This window comes from Gemmata algarum, assembly GCF_034097035.1.
Lineage (GTDB): Bacteria > Planctomycetota > Planctomycetia > Gemmatales > Gemmataceae > Gemmata > Gemmata algarum.
Genome location: NZ_JAXBLV010000178.1, coordinates 74,807 through 94,643, shown reverse-complemented (window position 1 = coordinate 94,643; position 19,837 = coordinate 74,807). Strand labels below are relative to the sequence as shown.

21 protein-coding genes are annotated in these 19,837 nt (G+C 66.2%); 9 read left to right on the top strand and 12 right to left on the bottom strand.

Going from position 1 to position 19,837, the window contains the following annotated elements:
* Positions 1-153 precede the first annotated feature (153 nt).
* From R5W23_RS14865 to R5W23_RS14845, 5 genes are all read left to right on the top strand, one after another.
* On the top strand, positions 154-1,323 hold the full coding sequence (locus R5W23_RS14865; protein WP_320686969.1) for a patatin-like phospholipase family protein: 1,170 nt from the start codon (positions 154-156) through the stop codon (positions 1,321-1,323).
* Positions 1,324-1,505: 182 nt separating this feature from the next.
* Positions 1,506-1,853 (top strand): hypothetical protein, encoded by a 348-nt coding sequence (locus R5W23_RS14860; protein WP_320686968.1) that lies wholly within the window; start codon positions 1,506-1,508, stop codon positions 1,851-1,853.
* A 22-nt stretch (positions 1,854-1,875) separates the two neighbouring features.
* On the top strand, positions 1,876-2,787 hold the full coding sequence (locus R5W23_RS14855) for a hypothetical protein (protein WP_320686967.1): 912 nt from the start codon (positions 1,876-1,878) through the stop codon (positions 2,785-2,787).
* Between the two features lie 8 nt (positions 2,788-2,795).
* Positions 2,796-3,095, top strand: a complete 300-nt coding sequence (locus R5W23_RS14850) for a hypothetical protein (protein ID WP_320686966.1) — start codon at positions 2,796-2,798, stop codon at positions 3,093-3,095.
* Between the two features lie 46 nt (positions 3,096-3,141).
* Positions 3,142-3,588: a hypothetical protein gene (locus R5W23_RS14845; protein ID WP_320686965.1), complete on the top strand. Its 447-nt coding sequence runs from the start codon at positions 3,142-3,144 to the stop codon at positions 3,586-3,588.
* A gap of 77 nt (positions 3,589-3,665) precedes the next feature.
* Here R5W23_RS14845 and R5W23_RS14840 read toward each other — a convergent pair whose 3' ends face one another.
* The 6 genes from R5W23_RS14840 to R5W23_RS14815 all read right to left on the bottom strand — a co-directional run bounded on the left by R5W23_RS14840 (position 3,666) and on the right by R5W23_RS14815 (position 11,360).
* Positions 3,666-4,073: a (2Fe-2S) ferredoxin domain-containing protein gene (locus R5W23_RS14840; RefSeq protein WP_320686964.1), complete on the bottom strand. Its 408-nt coding sequence runs from the start codon at positions 4,071-4,073 to the stop codon at positions 3,666-3,668.
* 23 nt (positions 4,074-4,096) lie between these two features.
* On the bottom strand, positions 4,097-7,102 hold the full coding sequence (locus R5W23_RS14835; RefSeq protein ID WP_320686963.1) for a calcium-translocating P-type ATPase, PMCA-type: 3,006 nt from the start codon (positions 7,100-7,102) through the stop codon (positions 4,097-4,099).
* A 105-nt stretch (positions 7,103-7,207) separates the two neighbouring features.
* Positions 7,208-7,768 carry a ribosome recycling factor gene (gene frr, locus R5W23_RS14830; RefSeq protein WP_261186697.1) on the bottom strand — a complete coding sequence of 187 codons (561 nt, stop codon included), beginning with the start codon at positions 7,766-7,768 and terminating at the stop codon, positions 7,208-7,210.
* A gap of 166 nt (positions 7,769-7,934) precedes the next feature.
* Positions 7,935-8,675, bottom strand: a complete 741-nt coding sequence (pyrH, locus tag R5W23_RS14825; RefSeq protein WP_261186698.1) for a UMP kinase — start codon at positions 8,673-8,675, stop codon at positions 7,935-7,937.
* Between the two features lie 84 nt (positions 8,676-8,759).
* A complete protein-coding gene (locus tag R5W23_RS14820) occupies positions 8,760-9,503 on the bottom strand; it encodes an MJ0042-type zinc finger domain-containing protein (RefSeq protein ID WP_320686962.1) in 744 nt (247 codons plus the stop codon).
* A gap of 141 nt (positions 9,504-9,644) precedes the next feature.
* Entirely contained in the window at positions 9,645-11,360 is a 1,716-nt protein-coding gene (locus R5W23_RS14815) for an FAD-dependent oxidoreductase (protein ID WP_320686961.1), read from the bottom strand.
* A gap of 157 nt (positions 11,361-11,517) precedes the next feature.
* On the opposite strand from R5W23_RS14815, the gene R5W23_RS14810 reads away from it, so the two are divergent.
* The gene (locus tag R5W23_RS14810; protein ID WP_320686960.1) at positions 11,518-12,474 is read left to right on the top strand and encodes a hypothetical protein; all 957 of its coding nucleotides are present in this window, start codon (positions 11,518-11,520) and stop codon (positions 12,472-12,474) included.
* A 69-nt stretch (positions 12,475-12,543) separates the two neighbouring features.
* On the opposite strand, the gene R5W23_RS14805 is transcribed toward R5W23_RS14810, so the two are convergent.
* Both R5W23_RS14805 and R5W23_RS14800 read right to left on the bottom strand, forming a co-directional pair.
* Positions 12,544-13,119 carry a helix-turn-helix domain-containing protein gene (locus R5W23_RS14805; RefSeq protein ID WP_010049263.1) on the bottom strand — a complete coding sequence of 192 codons (576 nt, stop codon included), beginning with the start codon at positions 13,117-13,119 and terminating at the stop codon, positions 12,544-12,546.
* Positions 13,120-13,755: 636 nt separating this feature from the next.
* On the bottom strand, positions 13,756-14,226 hold the full coding sequence (locus tag R5W23_RS14800) for a GNAT family N-acetyltransferase (RefSeq protein WP_320686959.1): 471 nt from the start codon (positions 14,224-14,226) through the stop codon (positions 13,756-13,758).
* Between the two features lie 81 nt (positions 14,227-14,307).
* Here R5W23_RS14800 and R5W23_RS14795 point away from each other — a divergent pair, with 81 nt between their 5' ends.
* Both R5W23_RS14795 and R5W23_RS14790 read left to right on the top strand, forming a co-directional pair.
* Positions 14,308-14,805: a hypothetical protein gene (locus R5W23_RS14795; protein ID WP_320686958.1), complete on the top strand. Its 498-nt coding sequence runs from the start codon at positions 14,308-14,310 to the stop codon at positions 14,803-14,805.
* 49 nt (positions 14,806-14,854) lie between these two features.
* Positions 14,855-15,469: a hypothetical protein gene (locus R5W23_RS14790; protein ID WP_320686957.1), complete on the top strand. Its 615-nt coding sequence runs from the start codon at positions 14,855-14,857 to the stop codon at positions 15,467-15,469.
* 20 nt (positions 15,470-15,489) lie between these two features.
* Here R5W23_RS14790 and R5W23_RS14785 read toward each other — a convergent pair whose 3' ends face one another.
* From R5W23_RS14785 to R5W23_RS14770, 4 genes are all read right to left on the bottom strand, one after another.
* Positions 15,490-16,095: a flavin reductase family protein gene (locus R5W23_RS14785; protein ID WP_320686956.1), complete on the bottom strand. Its 606-nt coding sequence runs from the start codon at positions 16,093-16,095 to the stop codon at positions 15,490-15,492.
* Between the two features lie 187 nt (positions 16,096-16,282).
* Complete coding sequence (locus R5W23_RS14780) at positions 16,283-17,449, bottom strand: homogentisate 1,2-dioxygenase (RefSeq protein ID WP_320686955.1); 1,167 nt, start codon at positions 17,447-17,449, stop codon at positions 16,283-16,285.
* A gap of 221 nt (positions 17,450-17,670) precedes the next feature.
* Complete coding sequence (locus tag R5W23_RS14775; protein WP_320686954.1) at positions 17,671-17,886, bottom strand: hypothetical protein; 216 nt, start codon at positions 17,884-17,886, stop codon at positions 17,671-17,673.
* On the bottom strand, positions 17,883-18,596 hold the full coding sequence (locus tag R5W23_RS14770; RefSeq protein ID WP_320686953.1) for a fumarylacetoacetate hydrolase family protein: 714 nt from the start codon (positions 18,594-18,596) through the stop codon (positions 17,883-17,885). The genes R5W23_RS14775 and R5W23_RS14770 overlap by 4 nt, the downstream gene beginning before the upstream one ends.
* A gap of 306 nt (positions 18,597-18,902) precedes the next feature.
* Between R5W23_RS14770 and R5W23_RS14765 the strand changes: the two genes are divergently transcribed.
* On the top strand, positions 18,903-19,835 hold the full coding sequence (locus R5W23_RS14765) for a sulfurtransferase (RefSeq protein ID WP_320686952.1): 933 nt from the start codon (positions 18,903-18,905) through the stop codon (positions 19,833-19,835).
* The last annotated feature ends 2 nt before the right edge of the window (positions 19,836-19,837 follow it).

Below are 19,837 nucleotides of genomic sequence, written 5' to 3'. Positions count from 1 at the left end.
CGCGGAGACCGCAGACAAATATCATCCCATTTGCCTGTTGGTAACGTAACGATCAATATTAGCGGATTTCGAGACGCTGGCACGAAACAAGCTGCCAGCGAGTTTTGGGTGTGGCTCACTCCTTCAGGCTTCGTACCGCGGAGCAGAATCTCAATGCCAAAACGGTACCTCATCCTCGCGTGCGACGGCGGGGGCATGCGGGGCTATCTGACCGCCCGGCTGATTCAAGAACTCGATACCGCCCTTGGCGGCGCGCTGCTGCGCTGCGTTGACCTCTTCGCCGGTACCTCGACCGGTGGGTTACTCGCGCTCGGGCTTGCCGCCCGAAAGCCTGAGCACGGAGCGGCGGCGATCAAGGAACTCGTTCGTCTTTACAAGGTTCAGGGGGCCAGCGCCTTCAAATCAGTACGGCCCGAAGAACTGGTGGGCCGGTTGAAACTCGAACTGGGGGTGGCGGGGTTCACGGTGAAAGTGGACCTCGCGGGCGTTCTGGAACAAGGGCTCGACGCCCTTCAGAGCCAGCTCGATGTGAGCCCCAAGGGGCTTAACCGGGAACAACTCGGTGCGTTTCTCGGGGCGCGTTACTCGAACGACGACCCCGGCGCCGGGCTGCAAAAGCTTGTGAAAGCGTTCGTCGGCACGGATACGCGGCTGTCGCTGTTGCCGCGTAACGTGCTGGTCACGACGTTGCGGTTGGACGGCCCCGACGGCTGGCAACCGCTGACGCTGCACAACCTACCCGTCCCGAAAGGCGCTGCCGGTCCGACGCCGGTTGTGGACTCGCACCTGCTCGACGCGGCGATGGCCACGACCGCCGCGCCCACCTACTTCGCCCCGTGGAAGCACACCGAACTCGGGTACTGTGTTGACGGCGGGGTGTTCGCGAACAACCCGGCGGCGCTGGCCCTCTCGGCGGCGCTCGCGGCCCGACACGATTTGCAATCGATCTCGGTGCTGTCGGTCGGAACGGGTGGGGTGCTGAACCGATACCCGATCGACAAACTAAAGGTTCCACCGCCCAACATGGGCATCCTGGCGTGGATGTGGCCGGCGGCCGTGAAGTCGTTCGACACGCCCGAAATGCCGCTCCTCAACGCGATGCTGGACGGCACCGCCGCCGCAGACGAACTGGTTTGCCGCGGGATGCTGGGCAACCGGTACCGCCGGATTCAACCACGGCTGCCGGAGGTCATCGCGATGGATGAGGCCGACGCCCCGGACCGGCTGGAAAAGGTGATCACCGCGTTCACCACCGATCCGCGTGCCCGAGACGAGTGGAAAAAGACGGTGGAATGGGTCCGTGAGCAAATCGAAGAGGCGTAACTGATCCGCCGCCAACCAACCGCTCGTTCGCAAGTCGCGAGTTGCCCTCTCCATTTTCTGCTTGATCATCCAGTCTGATTAACCGGCGAAATGTTAGCTCGCCTACCCGCGGGGAAGACCGTCACCACCCGACTGACGGTTGGCGTGACGGTCGGGGGCTGCACCGCGCTGTCGAGGCGCGCATGAACGGGCGGGCGGCGCTTTTCAGAACGGCGGCGAGAATTGCTTTCAGTTTCGGCACGGTCGAGGCCCTGGGGGCAACGAGCAGAACTGCGGGTGGTGATAAGTTTCTGGGCATATCTACTCGCACGCCGCTGGTGTCGCGGGATCGAGCCTTGCTGATGCGTAGTGCCGGCCGCTTGCTTGTAACACCGCCGTGGGTTTCGGGTGGCATCGCAGCTCGGCACGTCTCGGTGCAGACGAGCGGCTCGGGCACGGAAGTCGAAACGACCGTGCCGTGGGAATTTTTTGAGATTTCCACAGCAATTGCGGACGACGAGCGTACCACCTTCAACCAAGCCACTCGGTAGTTGTTTTCCGAAGGAGACAGCAATGGAGCGCAGGCAGTTCATCAAGCAGGGACTTGCGGGCGGTGCGCTCGCGCTCGGGGCTGGTGGAACGTTGTTCGCGCGCCGTAGCTACGGACGTGATACGCTGTCGAAGGAAATGGTGGACGACGCGATGCCAGCGTTCCAGACCGGGGCGAACAAGGGGCTGAACGCTCTACCCGGCCGTGCCCGCGAGCAAATCTACACGTACTTCCACGGCGTCTGCCTGAACTGCCAAGGGTTCGTCGCACACATCACGTCGAAGGCGTTCGGCGAGCGAATCAGCCGGTGCGGGTCCAAGGCCGAAAAGGAACTCTGTTTCAACGAAGCGTTTGTCACCTACACGGACGCCTCGGCGGACGCAATCCTCCGACAAATCGACATCATCGCAACCGACATCGGCGGCGAACTCGACCACGAGTGGAACACGTACTGTGCGGACCTTTCCGTGAAGTGGAAGACGCGGATCGGCGGTCGCGGCACGGGGTTCTCGGCGGACGAACTGACACAGCGGATGAGCGGTCTCGTGCGGACCGGCTTGGAAGACGCGCTGCAACAGACCTCAGCCAACCACCAGAATACAGCGCTTGGTAACACGATCGGCGCGATTGGCAAGTCGGCGGTCAAGCTGCTGCCGCTGGTCAAACTCGGTAAGGTCGGGGTGGCGATCGCCATTCCGGCGTTTTTCATCCTCGCGGCCAAGCACTGCTGGGACTACTCAATGGCCCGGCTCGACGACCGGCGCGGCGAGTACCAGACGGCGATCACCGACCGCATCTCGAACATGGCCGCCCGCATCGGAACCGAGTTCGAAAAAGATGTCCGTCAGCGCATTACAGACTTGCACACTTGGCAGGAATCATCCATCCGCGAAACGGCCGAGCGGGTGGCACAAGAGAAGATCGGCCTACTTTGAGGTCTCACATGTTCTGGATGATGCGACACCGGACCGCTTTCCTGCTCCTCGTGCTTCTGACCGCGGGGTGCGGCAAGACCGATAGTGCCCCGCAGAAAGTCACTGATACCCGCTCTCCTGCCCAGTACTTCAAGGACGAGCAGGCTGCTACGGTAACCCCGCACGGCCGCATCCGCACGGACACCGTTACCGAACGGAACGGTCGTATTGAGTACTCCTCTGACAACGGCATGAAGTGGAGCGTCGGTTACTCGAAACGGGCAGACGGTACTTACCGGTACGACGCTCCTGAACGGCTTGACAAGTAGCTTCATGACCACCTGCCACCCCGGCCCCGACCCGACGAGGACGACAATGCCGAGTCCAACCACTGCCCGGCCGGCCCAACTCTGTCGGGTCGCCGTGTCCGCACTACTCGTGTCCGCAGTTGTCTCTTCCGGCTGCCAGCCGGCATTCAAAGTCGAGCCGGTCACCATCCGTCTGGAACGGGCGGACCAACTCATTGGGGCCGCGCACCGGCATACAATCTGGATCAACGGCCAGAACGTTGGCATGATCCGCAACGGGGCCACCAACACGTTCTACTTCGTCCCCAAGATCGACGAGAAGAATGCCATCTATATCGAAGCCTACGACCCGTTCGTGAAGAACCCAGTGAGCAACACGGTCATGTTCAACATCGGATCTGGTGGGGAGATGACTGGCACGATGAAATGGGACAAGAACGGGACCGGCCTCGACCTCACGCTTGAGGTGTCAATCGTCAATGAGGGCAAGTACCCTCCTGTCAAAAAGAAGTAGGTCTCATTCGCGATAATCATAAACCGGCTGAGCCCTCGCACCCCTCGCCTCGCTCAGCACGGCCCGCTGTCACGGCTTTAGCCTTGAGCCGGTTCGGGCGTCGGCGGGTTGGGCAGCGGGTTGCGGGCGAAGACCCACTCTTCGATCGGCTTGCCGTCGATGAGGTGCTCCTGAACGAACCGCGGGATGCGGTCGGCGGTCATGTTCCCGTACCACGTTCCCTCGGGGTACACGACAAGGAGCGGCCCGCCGGCGCACACACGCAGGCAACTCACTTTCGTGCGGTAGCACGCGGTCGGACCGGTGGCCAGCGACAGGTTTCGGGTTTTCAGTTCGTCCTTGAGAGCGTCCCACGCCGCCTGCGCGCCGTCCTTGCCGACGGCGCCGCAACAGGCATCGCCCACGCACAACATCACGTGCCGGTGGAACGCGCCGATCAGCAGGTTCTCGGCGATTTTGGCGAGCTTCTCGTTCGATTCCGGCATCGGAAACTCCTCGGAGAGCGGCGCTACGCGCTGGGCCGGTGCCACCGCCGCACGCGCCGCGCGAGTTCTGCGAACAGCAGTACGCTCGACGTGCCGGCCGCCACCGCGAGCCAGTCCAGTACGCCGAGTGGCGCGACGTTGAACACCTTCCCGCCGAACGTCACGATCAGCACCTGCCCCACCACCGTCAGCGCGGCGATGAGCAGGAACTGGCGGTTCGCGAACAGGCCCCGCAGCCCCGATTCGCCCGGGTCGAGCGAGCGACAGTTGATCTGGTTCCACACCTGGAAGAACACGTACACGCTGAAGAACAGTGTGACCTGTCGGAGCGTCAGGCCGGGGAACTCGGAGGCCGCGCCGTCCCCGGCGAACCACCCCCCGTACTGCATCCCCACGAGCATCACGAGCATCACGACCACGAAGAAGCCGGCGGTCGCGAAGATGGTCCCGAGCATCTGCCGCGTCACGATGCTCTCGTCGCGCCGCTTCGGCGGTCGCTGCATCAGGTTCGCACGGGGCGGCTCGCTGCACAGCGCGATGGCCGCGAACGTGTCCATGATGACGTTGATCCACAGCAGTTGCAGCACCGTGAACGGCGGCTTCAGCCCGATCACCGGTCCTAGCAGCGCGATCAGCAGCGCCGACACGTTGATGGTGAGCTGGAACTGGATGAACCGCTGGATGTTCTCGTACAGCGCGCGGCCCCACTGCACCCCGCTCACGATGGTGCTGAAGGCGTCGTCCAGCAGGACGATCTTGCTGGCCTCCTTCGCCACCTCGGTGCCCGAAATCCCCATCGCCAGCCCCACGTCGGCGCGCTTCAGGGCCGGCGCGTCGTTGGTGCCGTCGCCGGTCATCGCGACGACGTGCTTCTGGGCCTGGAGCAGCCGCACCAACCGGTACTTGTCGCCCGGCAGCGCGCGGGCCAGGATGCGCAGCCGGGGCAGCCGCGCCGACAGCTCCTCGTCGGTGAGCTTGTCGAACTCGGCGTGACTCATCGCGATGGCGTCGGGGGCGTCCAGAAGCCCGATCTCGCGGCCGATGGCGCGGGCGGTTTCGAGCGTGTCCCCGGTGATCATCTTCACCTCGATACCGGCGCCCCGGCACTGCCTTACGGCCTCCTTCACGTCGTCGCGGAGCGGGTCGCGGATGCCGGCCCAGCCGTCGAACACGAGGCCCGTTTCAAGCGCCTCGAGGCGGGTGTGGAACGTGTCCGCGTGGGCCGGATCGTCGCCGGGCAGTTCGGCGTGCGCGAACGCGAGGGTGCGCATCGCGTCGGCCGCGGCGGCGAAGATCTGCACCTCGAACTCCGCCCGCGCCTGGGGCGTCATGGGGTGGACCGTGCCGTCCGGGGCGAGGTACGAGGTGCAGCGCGCCAGGACAGCCTCTGGGGCGCCCTTCACGAGCACCGTCGGCCGTCCGCCGACGCTCGCGACGGTCGTCATCCGCTTGCGCTCGGACGAGAAGTGAACCTGGTGCAGCACCGGCAGTTCGTCGCGCAGCCGGACGTGATCGAACGGCCCGGACCCGGCCCATGCCCCACGCCGAAGCCAGTGGAGCAGCGCCCCCTCGGTTGTGTTACCGACGGTGACCAGCTCCCCGTTCTTTTGCTCGAGGTTCGCGGTCGAGTTGACCGCTGCGTTGACGATCAGCCAGTACAGGGGTGTGTTCTCGGCCGGGCGGGTGCCGGGGGCGGGAGCCGCGACGCCGTCGAACGCGCCTTCAAAGGTGCGCCCGCCGATGCCGAGACGCGACACCGACATCTTGTTCTGCGTGAGGGTGCCGGTCTTGTCGGAGCAGATGACGGTGGCGGAGCCGATCGTCTCGCACGCCACGAGCTGCCGCACGAGCGAGTTGGCCTGGCTCATCTTCCGCCACGCGATCGCCAGCGACACGGTGACGCTCATGGGCAGCCCTTCGGGCACCGCGACCACGATCACGATCACCATGTACACGAAGTAGGAGAGCAGCGCTTGCACGCTCGCGAGCAGCACCTGGGCGCGGTCCTCTCCCGGTGCCGGGAGCCGAACCTCACCGACCACCAGCCCGCGGACCAGCAGCGCGATGAAGATGGCGACGGCGGCGGCGTACCCGATCTTGCTAATCAGACCGGCGAGCGCTTCGAGCTTTTCTTGGAGCGGGGTCGAGGCTTTCGAGATGGTGAGCTTCTCGGCCACCCGGTCCTGCGGTCCGGCGGGCTCCGGCTCCCCGGACAGGCGCCGGGCGATCTGGCCGAGCATCGTGTCGTCGCCGACGTTGGTGACGACCATGCGGCCGGCCCCGTCCACGACCTGCGTGCCGCGGAACACGCACCCGGGCTGGTCGGGGCCGTCGGCGGTGTCGTCGGGCGGCCCGGCCGCCTTGCGCACCGGCTCGCTCTCACCGGTCATCAGCGCTTGATCGACGAGCAACTCGTTGGCCCGGACGATCCGCCCGTCGGCCGGGATCTCGTCGCCCATTTCGAGGATCACGAGGTCGCCGACCACCGCGTCCTCAAGGGCGATGGTGTGGACCCCGCCGCCCCGCGTCACCTTCACCCGGATCGCGTCGCGGGTGGCGTTGAGCTTCTCGAACTCCTGGTCGCTGCGGTACTCGCTGAAGAACGCCACGCCCGTGGCGAGCAGCACCGCGACCATCACGGCGGCGCCTTCGTAGGACGGGTCGTCCAGCGCGACGCTCACCCCCACCAGCCCGCCGGCGAGTGCGAACGCGAGCGCCGGCGCCCACGCGCCGAGCCGGCCCACGAGCGCCCCGAGGAGCACCACGAGCACGGTGGCCAGCGCCACCACCCCGGCGACCGTGGACGCCTCGAACAGGTCCACGACGATCTTCAGCAGCGATGCGCCGAGCAGGATGCGGATGATGGGGTCGTCGAACTTGTCGAGGAACTTCTTCCAGACGGGCTCGCGGGGCAGGGGGGTGAGCCGGTTCGGTCCGAACCGGGCGCGGCTGTCAGTGATCTGTTCGTCGGTGAGGCCCGCCTCGCCGGCCCGCGGGAACAGCTCGGACACGGCGCGAAGAGAACGCATTCGGCAGCTCGGTTCATACGTGGTAGCGAGCGGCGGCCACGAGAACTGGTCACCGGGGTAGGGGGAACGGCGCTCGCGGCCGTTCGCCCCGGACCCGCCGCTGTTTTATTGTTCCAGCACTTCCTTTTCCTTTTTGTTTGCGAGGTCGTCGATCTTGCCCTCGTAAACCTTCAGCAGGTCCTGCACCTTGGCCTTCCCCTTGTCGCGCTCGTCCTCGGTCATCGTTTTGGCTTTTTCGGCGTCCTCGAAGTGCTTGTTGCCGTCGCGGCGGATGTTGCGGCACGACACCTTCGCGGACTCGGCCGACTTCTTCACCGCGGCCACGATCTTTTTGCGCTGGTCGCCGCTCATCGCCGGCATCGTGAGCCGGATCACCTTGCCGTCGTTGTTGGGCGCCAGCCCGAGGTCGCTGGACCGGATCGCCTTCTCAATCTCCTTCAGGCTCTCGGCCGCGTAGGGCTTGATGACGATGGTGGAGGCGTCCGGGCACGTGACCGACGCCACGTCGCGGATCGGGGACATGGTGCCGTAGTTGTCCACCCGGAGGGAGTCGAGCATCTGCGGGGACGCGCGGCCGGTCCGCATACCCTTCAGGTCGTTGCGGAACACGTCCAGCGCCTTCTCCATCCGGTCTTCCGTGTCCTTCAGAATTTGCGGTCCGCTCATGGGGCACCCGTGGTCAGTGCGGTGGTGGTTGGTGCCCGGGCGGGCACATGGGGGTTATTGTCGCAGGTCGCGAGTCTGTCGGGAAGACGGGCGGAAGGGCTCACCGCAAAGAGGGTCCCCGCCAGCGGGAACCCTCTTTGCGGTGAGCCCTTCGGCGAGGTCGATGTCACCCGGTCACGACGGTGCCGATCGGTTGGCCGCTGACGGCCTTCTCGATGGCCCCTTCCTGCCGGTAGTTGAACACGAGAATGGGCAGCTTCGCGAGGCGGCACATCTCGAAGGCGCCGATGTCCATCACCCCGAGTTGCTTCTGGATCACCTGATCGAACGTGAGCCGCTCGAACTTCTCGGCGTACTGGTTCTTCACCGGGTCCGCGTTGTACACGCCGTCCACCTTGGTGGCCTTCAGCAGCACGTCGGCCTGGAGCTCCGTGCCGCGGAGGGCGGCGGCGGTGTCGGTGGTGACGAACGGGTTGCCGGTGCCGCCGGCGAGGATCACGATCCGGTTCTTCTCCAGGTGCCGCAGGGCGCGGCGGCGGACGTACGGCTCGGCGACCGTTTCCATGCGCACGGCCGACTGGAGCCGGGTTTCCACGCCCATCGCTTCGAGCGTGTCCTGCAGCGCGAGGCCGTTCATGACGGTCGCGAGCATCCCCATGTAGTCGGCGGTCGCGGGCCGGATCTGCTCGTCGCCGGCGGAGAACTGGGCGCCGCGGAGCAGGTTCCCGCCCCCGATCACCACCGCCAGTTGAATGCCTCGGGCGGCCACGCGGGCGAGCTGAGCCGCGATGAGCTTGGTTTCGTCGAGGTTGATGCCGAGCTTGCCGCCGCCGAAGCCGAGGGCCTCGCCGCTGAGCTTGAGGAGGACGCGCTTGTACTTCAGAGCCGTCGGGTCGGAATCGGGCATTGGTTTCGCGGGTGGCTGTGCGCACCAGCGCGGAATGCGCCGGCGCTCGCCAGTCTAAGTTACGAACGGCGGTGCGGGCCGACACTACCCGAGGTTGACGGCCGCGCCGAAACCCGCGCCGGCCCCGATCGCCAGCCGGAACAGCCCGAGCACCATCGCGGTCAGGATCACGCCGGCCACGATCCGCATGAGCAGGGCGTCCTGGGTGCGGAGGAACCCGAGGCACCCGAACGCGAGCAGCACGAACCCGAACATCGTGCCGTAGCCCTCGAACACCTTCGTGCGCCGGTTCCCGATTTCGGTGGCGCGCTTGTCCTCGTCCGCGATCTTCTTCTTCCAGAAGTACCGGTCCTCGATCTTCTTCTTCTTGTCCTCGTACTCCTTGCGCTTGTCCCCCTCCAGTTCGGCGGGGTCGCGCTTGTCGGGCGCGACCGCGTTGAGCAGCTCGCGCAGCTCGATCTGCTCCGCCAGCGCCACCTTCTTCGTGTACTCCGCGGCGCGCTCGTCGGACGGCACCGAGAGCAGCCGGAGGGAGGTGAAAAAGAGCACGACGATGATGCCCGCTCCGAACAGGACGCCCGGGACGCCACCGACCGCGGCGAGGAGCGCCAGCGGGTCGAGCACGGGCGGCTTGCGGCGGCGCGCCGCCGGCGCGTCGTCGAGGTCGGCACCGGAGGGGTCGGTGTCGCGGGGCGGGCTGTCGTCGATGGTCAGCCCGGCCTCGGTGACGGTGAGCCGGGTGCCACACTTCTTACACTTCAGCCGCCGGCCGATGTCCTTATCGGCCACGTTGTAGAGGACGCCACAGCTCGGGCAGGTGTTGTTCATCGGCGCTCCTACGGGCGGGCGCGTCCGGCGCCGCGCGGGACAGTAACGGTGCGCGGATTCTAAGCGGCGCCGGATGGGGTCGCAAGCACGCGGGCACGCCGACAGCTTCGGACGACGCGGCGGATAACCCCCGCGGCGGGATCAGCGGGGCGTCTTCGCGATGTTGTCGGGCCACGCCAGATCGCTGCCGGCTTTGGTCAGTTGCGCCTGGAAATCGGTGAGCAGCTCCGCGCTCTTGCGGACCTGACGCGGCACCCGCTTCTTGGCGGTGCAGAACGCCACCAACTCCCCCACCGCCTCGCCGACGCTCCACTCCACCGGGTGCAGCCGGTAGCAGCCGTTCGTGATGTGCGTGGTGCCGATGTTCTTGCACGCCGGCAGCAGGTTCTCCGCCCGCTCCGGGATCAGCGCGCCGAGGGGGATCTGGAAGGGCAGGGAGCTGACATCGATGTAGTTGTCGCCGCCGGTGGACGGGTGCAGGTCGATGCGGTAGCTGCCGGTCCCGACGCTGTCCGTGAACGGCTCCGCGGCGAACTCGCCGGGCTTCTTCCCGAGGAGCTTCGCCCGCGCCTCGACGCCGACGTGCCGCTCGGTGACGGTGAACAGCGCCTTGATGCGCCGGCTCTCGCGGACGTAAGGCGCCATCGCCAGCCCGTCGCCGTCGTCGGTGCCGCACACGTCGCCGCGGAGCCGGAGCCCCTTCCAGCCTGCCTTCTTGCCGCCGGGGTGCGGGGCCTCGGTCTGCATCCAGTACAGCAGGCACCGGCTCAGCTCGCGGGCGGCGGCGCGGTGCCCCGCCGGGTCCGCGGTGTCGTACAGGTTGCCGAGCCAGTAATCGTTCTGGGGCCAGTTCACCAGGCACACGTCGCGGACGCCGGCGCCGTCCTCGAAGTTGTCCCGCGCGACGATCCGCCGGTAGGTCCACAGGTTCAGCCCCTTCGCGACCGGGCCGGTCGGGTCGAAGCCGACGGCGCGGGGCTTCAGCGTGACCGGGTCCGACATCTCCCACGAGAGCAGGTTGCCGGGCCACGCGGGTTGCATTTTCGGCGCGTAGTCGCGCCACCACTTGTAGCTGTCGGGCCGGTCGATGGTGTGGTCCTGGTCGGGCTCGTAGTCCAGCGCGAAGCACACGGTCGCGGCTTGGTGGTTGCCGGGGGCGGCGCGGTCCGGGGCGTGCGGCTCCCGGGTGTCGGCGCTCGATTCGGTCCCGGTGACGTGTTCGACCTTCGCGAGCGGGAGCAGCTCGCCGGTCTCGGTCGCGTCCACGAAGTACGGCGCGGTGAGCGCGATCCGCGTACCGAAGTTCTGGGCCACGCCGAGGACCGCGGTGACGGTGTCGCCGTCCGTCTCGACCCGTACCGGTACGAACGGCTGGATCAGCTTGACCCGGCCGGCGGTGATGTGGGGGGCCAACATCTCCAGGAGCACCGCCAGCGCGACCCGCGGCTCGTGGCACAGCTTCGAGACGCTCCCGTTGCCGGGGTTGAGTCGGGGGTTCTTCGCGGCGTCTTCCGAGAGGGGATAGTTGCGCCGGTAGAAGTCGCGGACCTTGGTGCGGAACTGGCGATAGGTTTTGGTGCTGCCGCGGTCCTCGATCCACGGGTGCTCGTCCGGCGGGACCGCCTGCGAGGTGAGCTGCCCGCCGATCCAGCCGGTCTCCTCGGTGAGCAGCACCTGCAGCCCGTTGCGGGCGGCGGCGAGCGCGCACGCGACCCCGCCCACGCCGGCCCCGACGACCACTAAATCGGCCTTCAGCTCTCGCACGGGCGGTTGCGCGGCGCCCGTGCGGGCGTGGGCGGAGAGCAGGTGGGCGAACGGGGTGAAGGCCGAGAGCGAGAGGAATCCGCGGCGGTTCATTTCGTCGGCTCCGGGGAACGGGGTACCCCAAGGTATCGGCTGGTCGGGCGTCGCGAAAGCACCCCACGGCCCGCGCGAATGCCATTGCTGCCCGGAATGTGCAGGGGTACCCTACACCCGGGATCGACTTCTGTTCACGCCCGTCGCGGACTCGCTCATGAAACTCTCCTTCAGCCCGCTGCAACTGTTCAGCCCGGTGCAGCTCATCTTCTGCATGATCCTGTTCTTCCTCCCGTGGATCGAACTCTCGTGTACGCTCCCGCCGGATGTGACCAAGAACGCGCCGCCCGGCGAACTGGAAAAGATGAAGAAGGAGACGGGGATCGATCCGTCCAGGCCCATCGGCATGTACACCCAGAGCGGGTTCCAGATCGCCACCGGTGACGTGTCCGTGTCACCGGATTTTGAGAAGGGTGTTGAGCGGATCCGAGGGGGCGCGGCTGGCGCCGGTCCCAAGTTCGGCCCGGACCCTTCCAAGAAGACCGACGGTCAGACCGCGCCGCTGCTGTTCTTGTTTCCGGTCGCGCTTCTCGCCGGGATCGTGATCGGGTTCGTCCCGTGGCCCCACCTCGTCCGGCGGCTGGTCCTGGTCGTGTGCTGCCTGGGGGCGATTGGCGTCATCGGCACGCAGGCGGCCATCGGGTTCCCGCTCGAAAAGGAGATCGCGAAGCAGAAAGAGAAGATGAAGGGCGTCGGCGCATTCGGGGCCGCGCCCGGCGCGAAGGCCGCCCCGGGCGCGGCCGGCGAGCCGGAGGTGTTTCGGGTGCGGTGGCAGATCCCCCTGTACCTAACGCTCCTACTGCTGCTCGGCGCCGCCGGCACCGCGTTCCTCGACGCCGGCTTGACCGCGAAGAAGAAGCCGAAGCGCCGGTACCGCGAAGATGAGGAGTACGAAGACGAGGAAGAGGATGAGGAGGACGAAGAACGGCCGCGGAAGCGGCGGCCGAAGGCAGTAGACGAAGACGAGGACGAGCGCCCTGCCAGCAAGCCGAAATTCGAGGTGGTGGACGAAGACGAGGACGAGCCGCCGCGTAAGAAGCCGAAGCCCCGGCGGCGGGGCGAGGACGAGGATGACGACCGGCCCCGCCGGTCGCGCCGGCGCGACGACGATTAACCGCGCGAGCCCCGGGGGCAGGCATCCGAACCGGCTCCCGGGGCTCACGCGGTTAATCGTCGTCGCGTCTCAGTCCTCGCGCTTGGCGTCGGCGATGCTCTTGATCTTCTCGCCGAGCAGGGCCACGTCGAACGGCTTCTTGAACACGTCGTTGAAGCCGTACTGGTGGAGCTGTTCGGGCGCGGCCTCGTCCTCGCTCGCTAGGCCGACGATCAGCGTCGTGGCGAACGCCTCGTCCTTGCGCAGGTTGGAGACGATCTGGATCGATTCGGCCCGGCCGAGGCCAAGATCGATGATGATCGTGTCGGGGTGGAAGCTGCTCGCCAGGATGCCCGCCTGGAACCCGCTGTCGGCCAGCTCGAACTTGTAGTCGTCGTTCTCGGGCAGCAGCTCTTTGATCCGGTCGTTGAACAGCCGCTCGGTGCCGATGAGCAGCACCTTGTGCCATTCCTCTTCTTCGAGCTCGCCCAGCGGCATGCCGTGTTCCTTGAGGAACCGGATGAGCTGCTCGCGGGGGATGCGCCGGTCCTGGCTGCCGGGGATGCGGTACCCCTTCAGGCGGCCCGAATCGAACCACTTGGACACGGTGCGCGGGGCAACCTTACAGATCTTCGCGACCTGTCCGGTGGTGAACACCTTTTTCATGGCGAGACACTCCGTTTGAACTCGCTAACCCCGCGCCCGTTTCGCCTTTTCGGCCGTCCTGGCGGGCTTGACGGGTCCGCAGCCTTCCGGTGCGGACCCGCAGGGTCGCGGGGCGTGCCGCACACGACCGGGGCGTCGTGGCGGCGGGTGTATGAACGTCCGGCGGGCCGAGTCCGGATTACTTAGCACTGCGCGCGCCGCTCGCACCATTCCTGCGCCGCCGGCGGGTTACGCGGGCGGCGCGGGCCGGGCAAAAGTGCCCGGTGGCGCGGGTGACGGTTGCGACGCTAACTCCATCGGCTACACCAAGCACCCGTCTTCGCAAAACCCGCGAAATTGGGAGGTTGGTAAGCGCCGTGGGTTCCGGCGGGGGTATAGCCCACTGGATCGGGCGAACGGTCCAAGGCCGACCACCGGCCTCCGGGCGCTCGCACTGTCAGTCACAGTGATCGTTCGGGCTGGATGTGTAACTTGGGTGAGAACTCTTCGCCGAGACGTGCCTTCCGTGGCAGAGGGACCGGTAGGTCCGGTTGCTCCGGTTCTACCGACCCGCGACACAGTATAGGCCGACGGGCAAGGGGCGGATGACGCGGGTCTACGCGCGGGAGCGGACGCGCGGTTTGTGCGGTTCAGCGCTCACATTCGTTTTGTAAAAACTGCCATTCCGTCGCCGTCGGCGTAGAGGTGCGGTACGGTCGCCACGTGCGCGTAACCGCACTTGAGGTAGAACCGGCGCGTCGGCTCGTACTTCGCGGTCGAGGACGTTTCGATCACGAGCAACCGTCCGCCCGCGGCGCGGACTTCGTGCTCTGCGAACGCGAGCAACTCTTTCCCGATGCCCCGGGCCTGACGATCGGCCGCGACCGCGATCCACCACACGTACCACGTGCGGTCGGTCATCTCCTCCGGCGCGAAGTACACGTAGCCGATCGGTCGGCCCGCTTCTTCGCACAAGACGGCCCGGTGCCCGTAGTCGTCGCGGTTGGTGGCGAAGTAGTCCGCGAGGACGCCGTGGAGCGTCTCAATCTCGCCGGGGTGAAAGAACCCCGTCCCCGCGGACAGGTCCGCGAGCGCGTGCGCGTCGGCCGGTGTGATGGGTCGGATCATGAGCGGAAGTGTAAACCCGCTCCGCAAGAAGGTAAACTGGAGTCGCGACCCCTATATCACATTCTCGAAACCGAGACGCCCATGCGAAAACTCGTGCGGAATCTGCTACTCGTCGTTGGGGGCTGCGCGCTCGTCTTGTTACTGGTTGAAACATCCCGACTGATGTGGGTCGGCAGCACCGAACTGACCGTGGAGTTCGTCATCACCGATGCCGACACCGGGCAACCGCTCGCCGGTGCAGAAATCGCGATCACTTCTTATGGCGGCTTTTACGAAGGCGGCTATCGGCTTCGGGAGAAAGGAGTGCGTGAGGAAGAGTTCACCCTGAAAACGGACGCGAATGGCGCCGCCGAGTACGTGTGCAACGGTTCAATGTGCTCGGGTCAAAAGAGCCCGCTGGGCTCGGTCAACACGTTCGCTGTTCACATGCCGTACTGGCACATTACGGTGAAGGCACCTGGATACGCGGTGCCTGAGCCTGTTCAGCTCGACTCGCAAAACGGGCGAAGCGCCGAACGGACGGGACCGAGACGATCGAAGGTTGTCGTTCCGCTCGCGTTGCACCGTGCCGCACCGTAGGGCGAACCTCTGCCGACCGGCGTGCGTCCGGAGTGCGGAGGATGACGTCATGTGCCGGTTCCGCCGCAAGACCGCCCCTGGTGTTCGTAACGGTCGCGTGCTGCGCACGAACAACTGGGAGCAGTCGCCGAGCCCCTACACGCACACACCGGCACGGCTGGTGATCGACCGTCGGCGCCCGGGTACCGGCTACCGGCACCTGCTAATCAAGCGGGACATCGAGCGGTTCGTCGCCCTCATTCCGAACTGGCACAAATTGGCGGTCGGGCTGGATGTGATTTGCCTCGATCACGGCCGCGGCGATTGCGACGGGTGGTACAACCGCGGCGTCCTCGGCGTGTGCGCCTGGTCCGAGCGGATGCGGTACGAACTCCGACGCGACTGGTATCGCGGGCACCGGGCTTTTCTCGAACGCATTGGCGCCCGGATGGAGGTAGACGAGACCGGTGACGCCCCGGTAATACACTGGACCGACGACACCGCTCGCGCGTACCAACTCTGCCACGTGTTTTTGCACGAACTCGGGCACCATGCGGACCGCATGCACACCCGCACGAAGCGAGACAGCGGCCCGCGCGGCGAGCCGTTTGCCGAAGGGTACGCATTCGATCTGGAGGCGGCCGTTTTGGAACGGTACTTTGCCGAGTTCGGGCTGCCGGAGTAAGGCCGGTGTACCGCCAGCCGTTACGGGCGCTCCAACTCGAATAGGTCCGACGTGTGGCACCAGAACGCCCCACCGAGCCGGGCGACCGTGCGCAACTTCCGCGGGTCGACCGCTCCCTTCGCGTCCAGCACGTCGTCGGCAATGTGAAAGAGCACCACCTCGCCGATGACGAGGTTCGCGGCGATCGGCCCGGTTCCGCACGGGACGATTTGCCGGACCACACACTCCAACGCCACCGGCGCTTCCGCGAGCCGGGGCACCTTTACCTTCACGCCCGGGACCGTACTCAAACTCGTCAGGCTGATCTCGCTTTCGTCCGGCGGCACCTCCTTGGACGAGAGGTTCACCTTGTCCGCGAGCAGCGCCGTTGCGGTGTGTACCACGAACTCACCGAGCTTTTCCAAGTTCAGAAGGGTGTCCTTCTTGGTCCCGTCGCGCCGAAGGGTCGGGGAGAAGACGACGGTCGGCGGGTTGGCACCGAAGGCGTTAAAGAAGCTGAACGGGGCCAAGTTCACCACGCCCGCGGGTGAGAGTGTGGTCACCCATGCGATGGGCCTTGGCGTCACCACCCCCGTCAGGTACTGGTAGACGTTCGGGACAGGTGCGGTCGAAGGGTCGAGCTGCATAGCGCTTCCGAATAGGTGCGAAGGCGGAGTGCCCGCAAAAAAGCACAAACAGCACAAAACATGAACGAGATAGTAGCGGCAGTCGTGCTGCCGTTACCTCGCAATGCTGTCCTCAGACTGGTTCTTATCTGTTTTTAACTTTTGTGCTTTTTGTGCTTCTTTGTGGCTATTCTGCTTCTTCTTAATATCAGTCCAGCCACGAGTACGGGTACTTCGGGTCGTCCAGTTCCATCGCCTGTTTCGTCACAGACAGGGGGCGGAACGTGTCCACCATGACGGCCAGTTCGTCGGTCCACTTCACATCGCGGCTGGCGACGATCGTACCGGGGTGCGGCCCGTGCGGGATGCCGTGCGGGTGCAGCGTGAACGACGCCTCTTCCACACCGCGCCGCGAGCCGAATTTGCCGCGCACGTAGTACAGCACCTCGTCGCTCTCGACGTTGCTGTGCGCGTACGGAACCTTGATCGCCTCGGGATGGGTGTCGAGCATCCGCGGTGCGAACGTGCAGACCACGAATCCCGACGTTTCGAACGTCAGGTGGATCGGCGGCGGCTGGTGGATCGTCCCGGTGATCGGCTCGAAGTCGTCGGCGTTAAAGGTGAACGGGTACACAAGCCCGTCCCAGCCGACGACATCGAAGGGGTGGCTCGCGAGCACGTATCGCGACAGCCGGGGGCCGTCCTTGATGATGACCGGGGTGTCTCGCTCTTCGTCGATGACGAGCAGGTCGGTGGGGCCGTGCAGGTCGCGCTCGCAGTAGGGCGCGCCGAGCCGCAGTTGGCCGTCGTGGTTCAGGTACTTGGGCGGGATGTTGATTGTGCCCGCGGACTCGATCACCAGTAGGTCGGGCGGCACGCCGGGCTCGAATTCGATTTTGTAAGTGGTGCAGCGCGGGATCAGGACGTAGTCGAACGGTCGGAAGGGCAGCACCCCGAAGTGGGTAAGCAGCCGGCCGGACCCGTTGTGGATGAAGAGCAGTTCGTCCGCGAGCGCGTTGCGGAACAGCTCGGCCTGCGGCTGCGTCGGGCGGCACCGCCAGAGCGTGACATCGGCGTTGGCTAGCATCGGGACGCGGCCCGCAATGGGATCACCACCGGCGGGCAGCATGGCGCTTTTCAAATGGTGGTGCCGCAACACGTCTTGCGGGGCGACCTCGACCGGCTGAATGCCTGCCGATTCAACGTGCTTCACACGCGTCGGCGGGCGTAGGTGGTACGCGAACGAGTGCGCCCGCGAGAACCCCTGCGTGGTGATGACCTCTTCGTAGAACAGGCCCTCGCCCTTGAAGCCGGGGTCGGTCCGGTGCCGCGTGTGACGCTTCTTCGGAACGCTGCCACGGGAGAGGTATTGCATGACTTCGGATCCCAGTCGTCAGGGCGCAGGTCGAACGGTCGCGGACGTTACGACCCGTGGCTTTCGGGCGCCCGACCGAGCGAAGACGCGTGGCCGAGCACCGTTGGGCCGTTCTTGAGGAGCGAACACGTTGGCACCCAGCCGAGGCGGACGCGCCGCGCGAGCAGTTCGTCGGCACTCGGTTTGTGACCCCAGACGGCGACCGCCGCCAGTTCACCGAATCAGGACACCCCGAAGTTCAGCCAGCGCGAATCGGGGAGCGGGAGCAGCAGGTCGTAGCTGTACTCGTCCTGTTGAACCAAGTCGATCCTGGCGAAGTCGATCCCCGCACCCGGTGCCCACTTCAGGATCGCTTCGAGGTTGCGGAGCGGGGCGACCCGCGCCGCGAGCAGGATGTCCGTTACCGTGAGTTCCGCGAGCTGCTCAGCGTAGGTCAAGATGGACGCTCCGCAACAGTGTTTCGCAGCGAGCCCAGGCGCTCGACGCGCAGTTCCACAACGTCGCCCGGCCGGAGCCACCCGCCGACGGCCTCGGGGGTCAGCTCCAGAATACACCCGGTCCCCACGGTGCCGCTACCGATCACGTCGCCGGGGCGCAGCTCGGCGTCGCGGCTCGCGTGGGCCAGGAGCTGCGGCCACGTCCAGTACATGCTACCCGCGTTGCCGCTCGAATACAGCTTGCCGTTCACGCTCGCGGTCATTGTGAGGTGCAACCGGCCGTCACGGTAGGCCTCGCGAAGGTCGTCGAACGGGACGAGCCGCGGGCCGAGCGAGGTGGCAAAATCCTTACTTTTGGACGGCCCGAGCCCGACCGCCATTTCCGCCCGCTGAAGGTCGCGCGCGGACCAGTCGTTCATGATCGTGAACCCGGCGACGCAGTCGAGCGCCGAGTCGTCCGCGGGGAGGTCGCGCGCGGCGGTCCCGATCACGCACGCCAGTTCCAGTTCGTAGTCGAGGGCGGAACTGCCCTGCGGAGCCCGAACGGGGTCACCATCTCCGATGACCGCAGCGGGGTTCGAGAAGTAGAAGACGGGCACCTCGTACCACTGCGGCACCATACCCAGCCCGCGGTGCCCGCGGCACGTTCTGACGTGCTGCTCGAACGCGTAAAAGTCTCGCAGCGACGCGACCGGGAACGGGGCCGGCATGGTAACGACTCGGTGGCGGCGGCCGGGCGGGCTCGCACAGGCACTGGAAATGTCCATGTGATTATGGCGTCCGGCGCGCCCGGGGCAAAGGCGAATCGCGCAAGCATACCGGCCGTTCGGGTTTCACGTCCCCTTGCAGAAGGTGCTGCACGCCGAACTGGCGGCAGACCGTCCGATCGCATCGTGGGAGGCGTGCGTCCGGTTGCCGCTCGAGTTCTGAGCCCGGGAACATGAGGCTGGTCACCTCCGCCCGCTCCGATACCTTGTCACCAGGGCTGGTGTCACGACGGTGGAGGCCGCGCGCTCATGCAACTGCTCAGGTCCGTATCGCTCTCCCGGCTGCTTGCCGCGGCCGCTGTTTTGGTCGCCCCCGGGGCGGCCCGCGCCGACATCGGGATCATCTCGCCGGCCGAGGCGAAGAAGCTGATCGAGAACCCCGACGCGGCCAAGCGGCCGGTCGTGCTGGACACCCGGGGCGGGTACAAGGACTACTTCCGCGGGCACCTGCCGACCGCCCATCACCTGAACTTCGACACGCTCCGGGGCACCGACAACGGGGTCCCGGTGCAGTACCTACCGGACGATCTGACCCGGGCGCTGCTGATCCGCGCCGGGGTGGACAAGGGCCGGCTGCATCTGATCTACGCGACCGGCGACAAGTTGCCGAACGACGAGATCCTGAGCGCCAGCATGGTGGCCTACGTGCTGGAGAAGTTCGGGGTCGAGGACATCCGCATCGTGGACGGCGGGCTCCCCGAGTGGGCCAAGCAAAAGCTGCCGGTGACGCAGGAGTACTTCGGCAACCCCAAGGGCACGCTGCCCGATAAGGGGCGCCCGGAAATCGCGCTGACCGTGGACGACGTCCTGAAACGGAAGCCGGCGGCGGTACTGGTGGACGCCCGGCCGCACAACGAGTACGTGGGCGACGACGACATCTGGGTGCGGAAGGGGCACATTCCCGGCGCCATCAGCTTCCACTGGGCGCGGCTGATGGAGCCGGACAACACGCACAAGTTCCTGCCGTTCGAGAAGGTGAAGGCGGAACTGGAAGCCGCGGGGCTGACGGCGGATAAAGAGATCCTGGTGTACTGCGGCACGTCCCGCGAGGGGAGCCTGCTGCGGTTCTATCTGAAGCACGTCGCCAAGTACCCGAACGTGCGGCTGTACGAGGGCTCGTGGAAAGAGTACGCCCACCTCAAGCAGCACCCGGCCGAGACGAAAGAGAACAAGCCCAAGTAGGC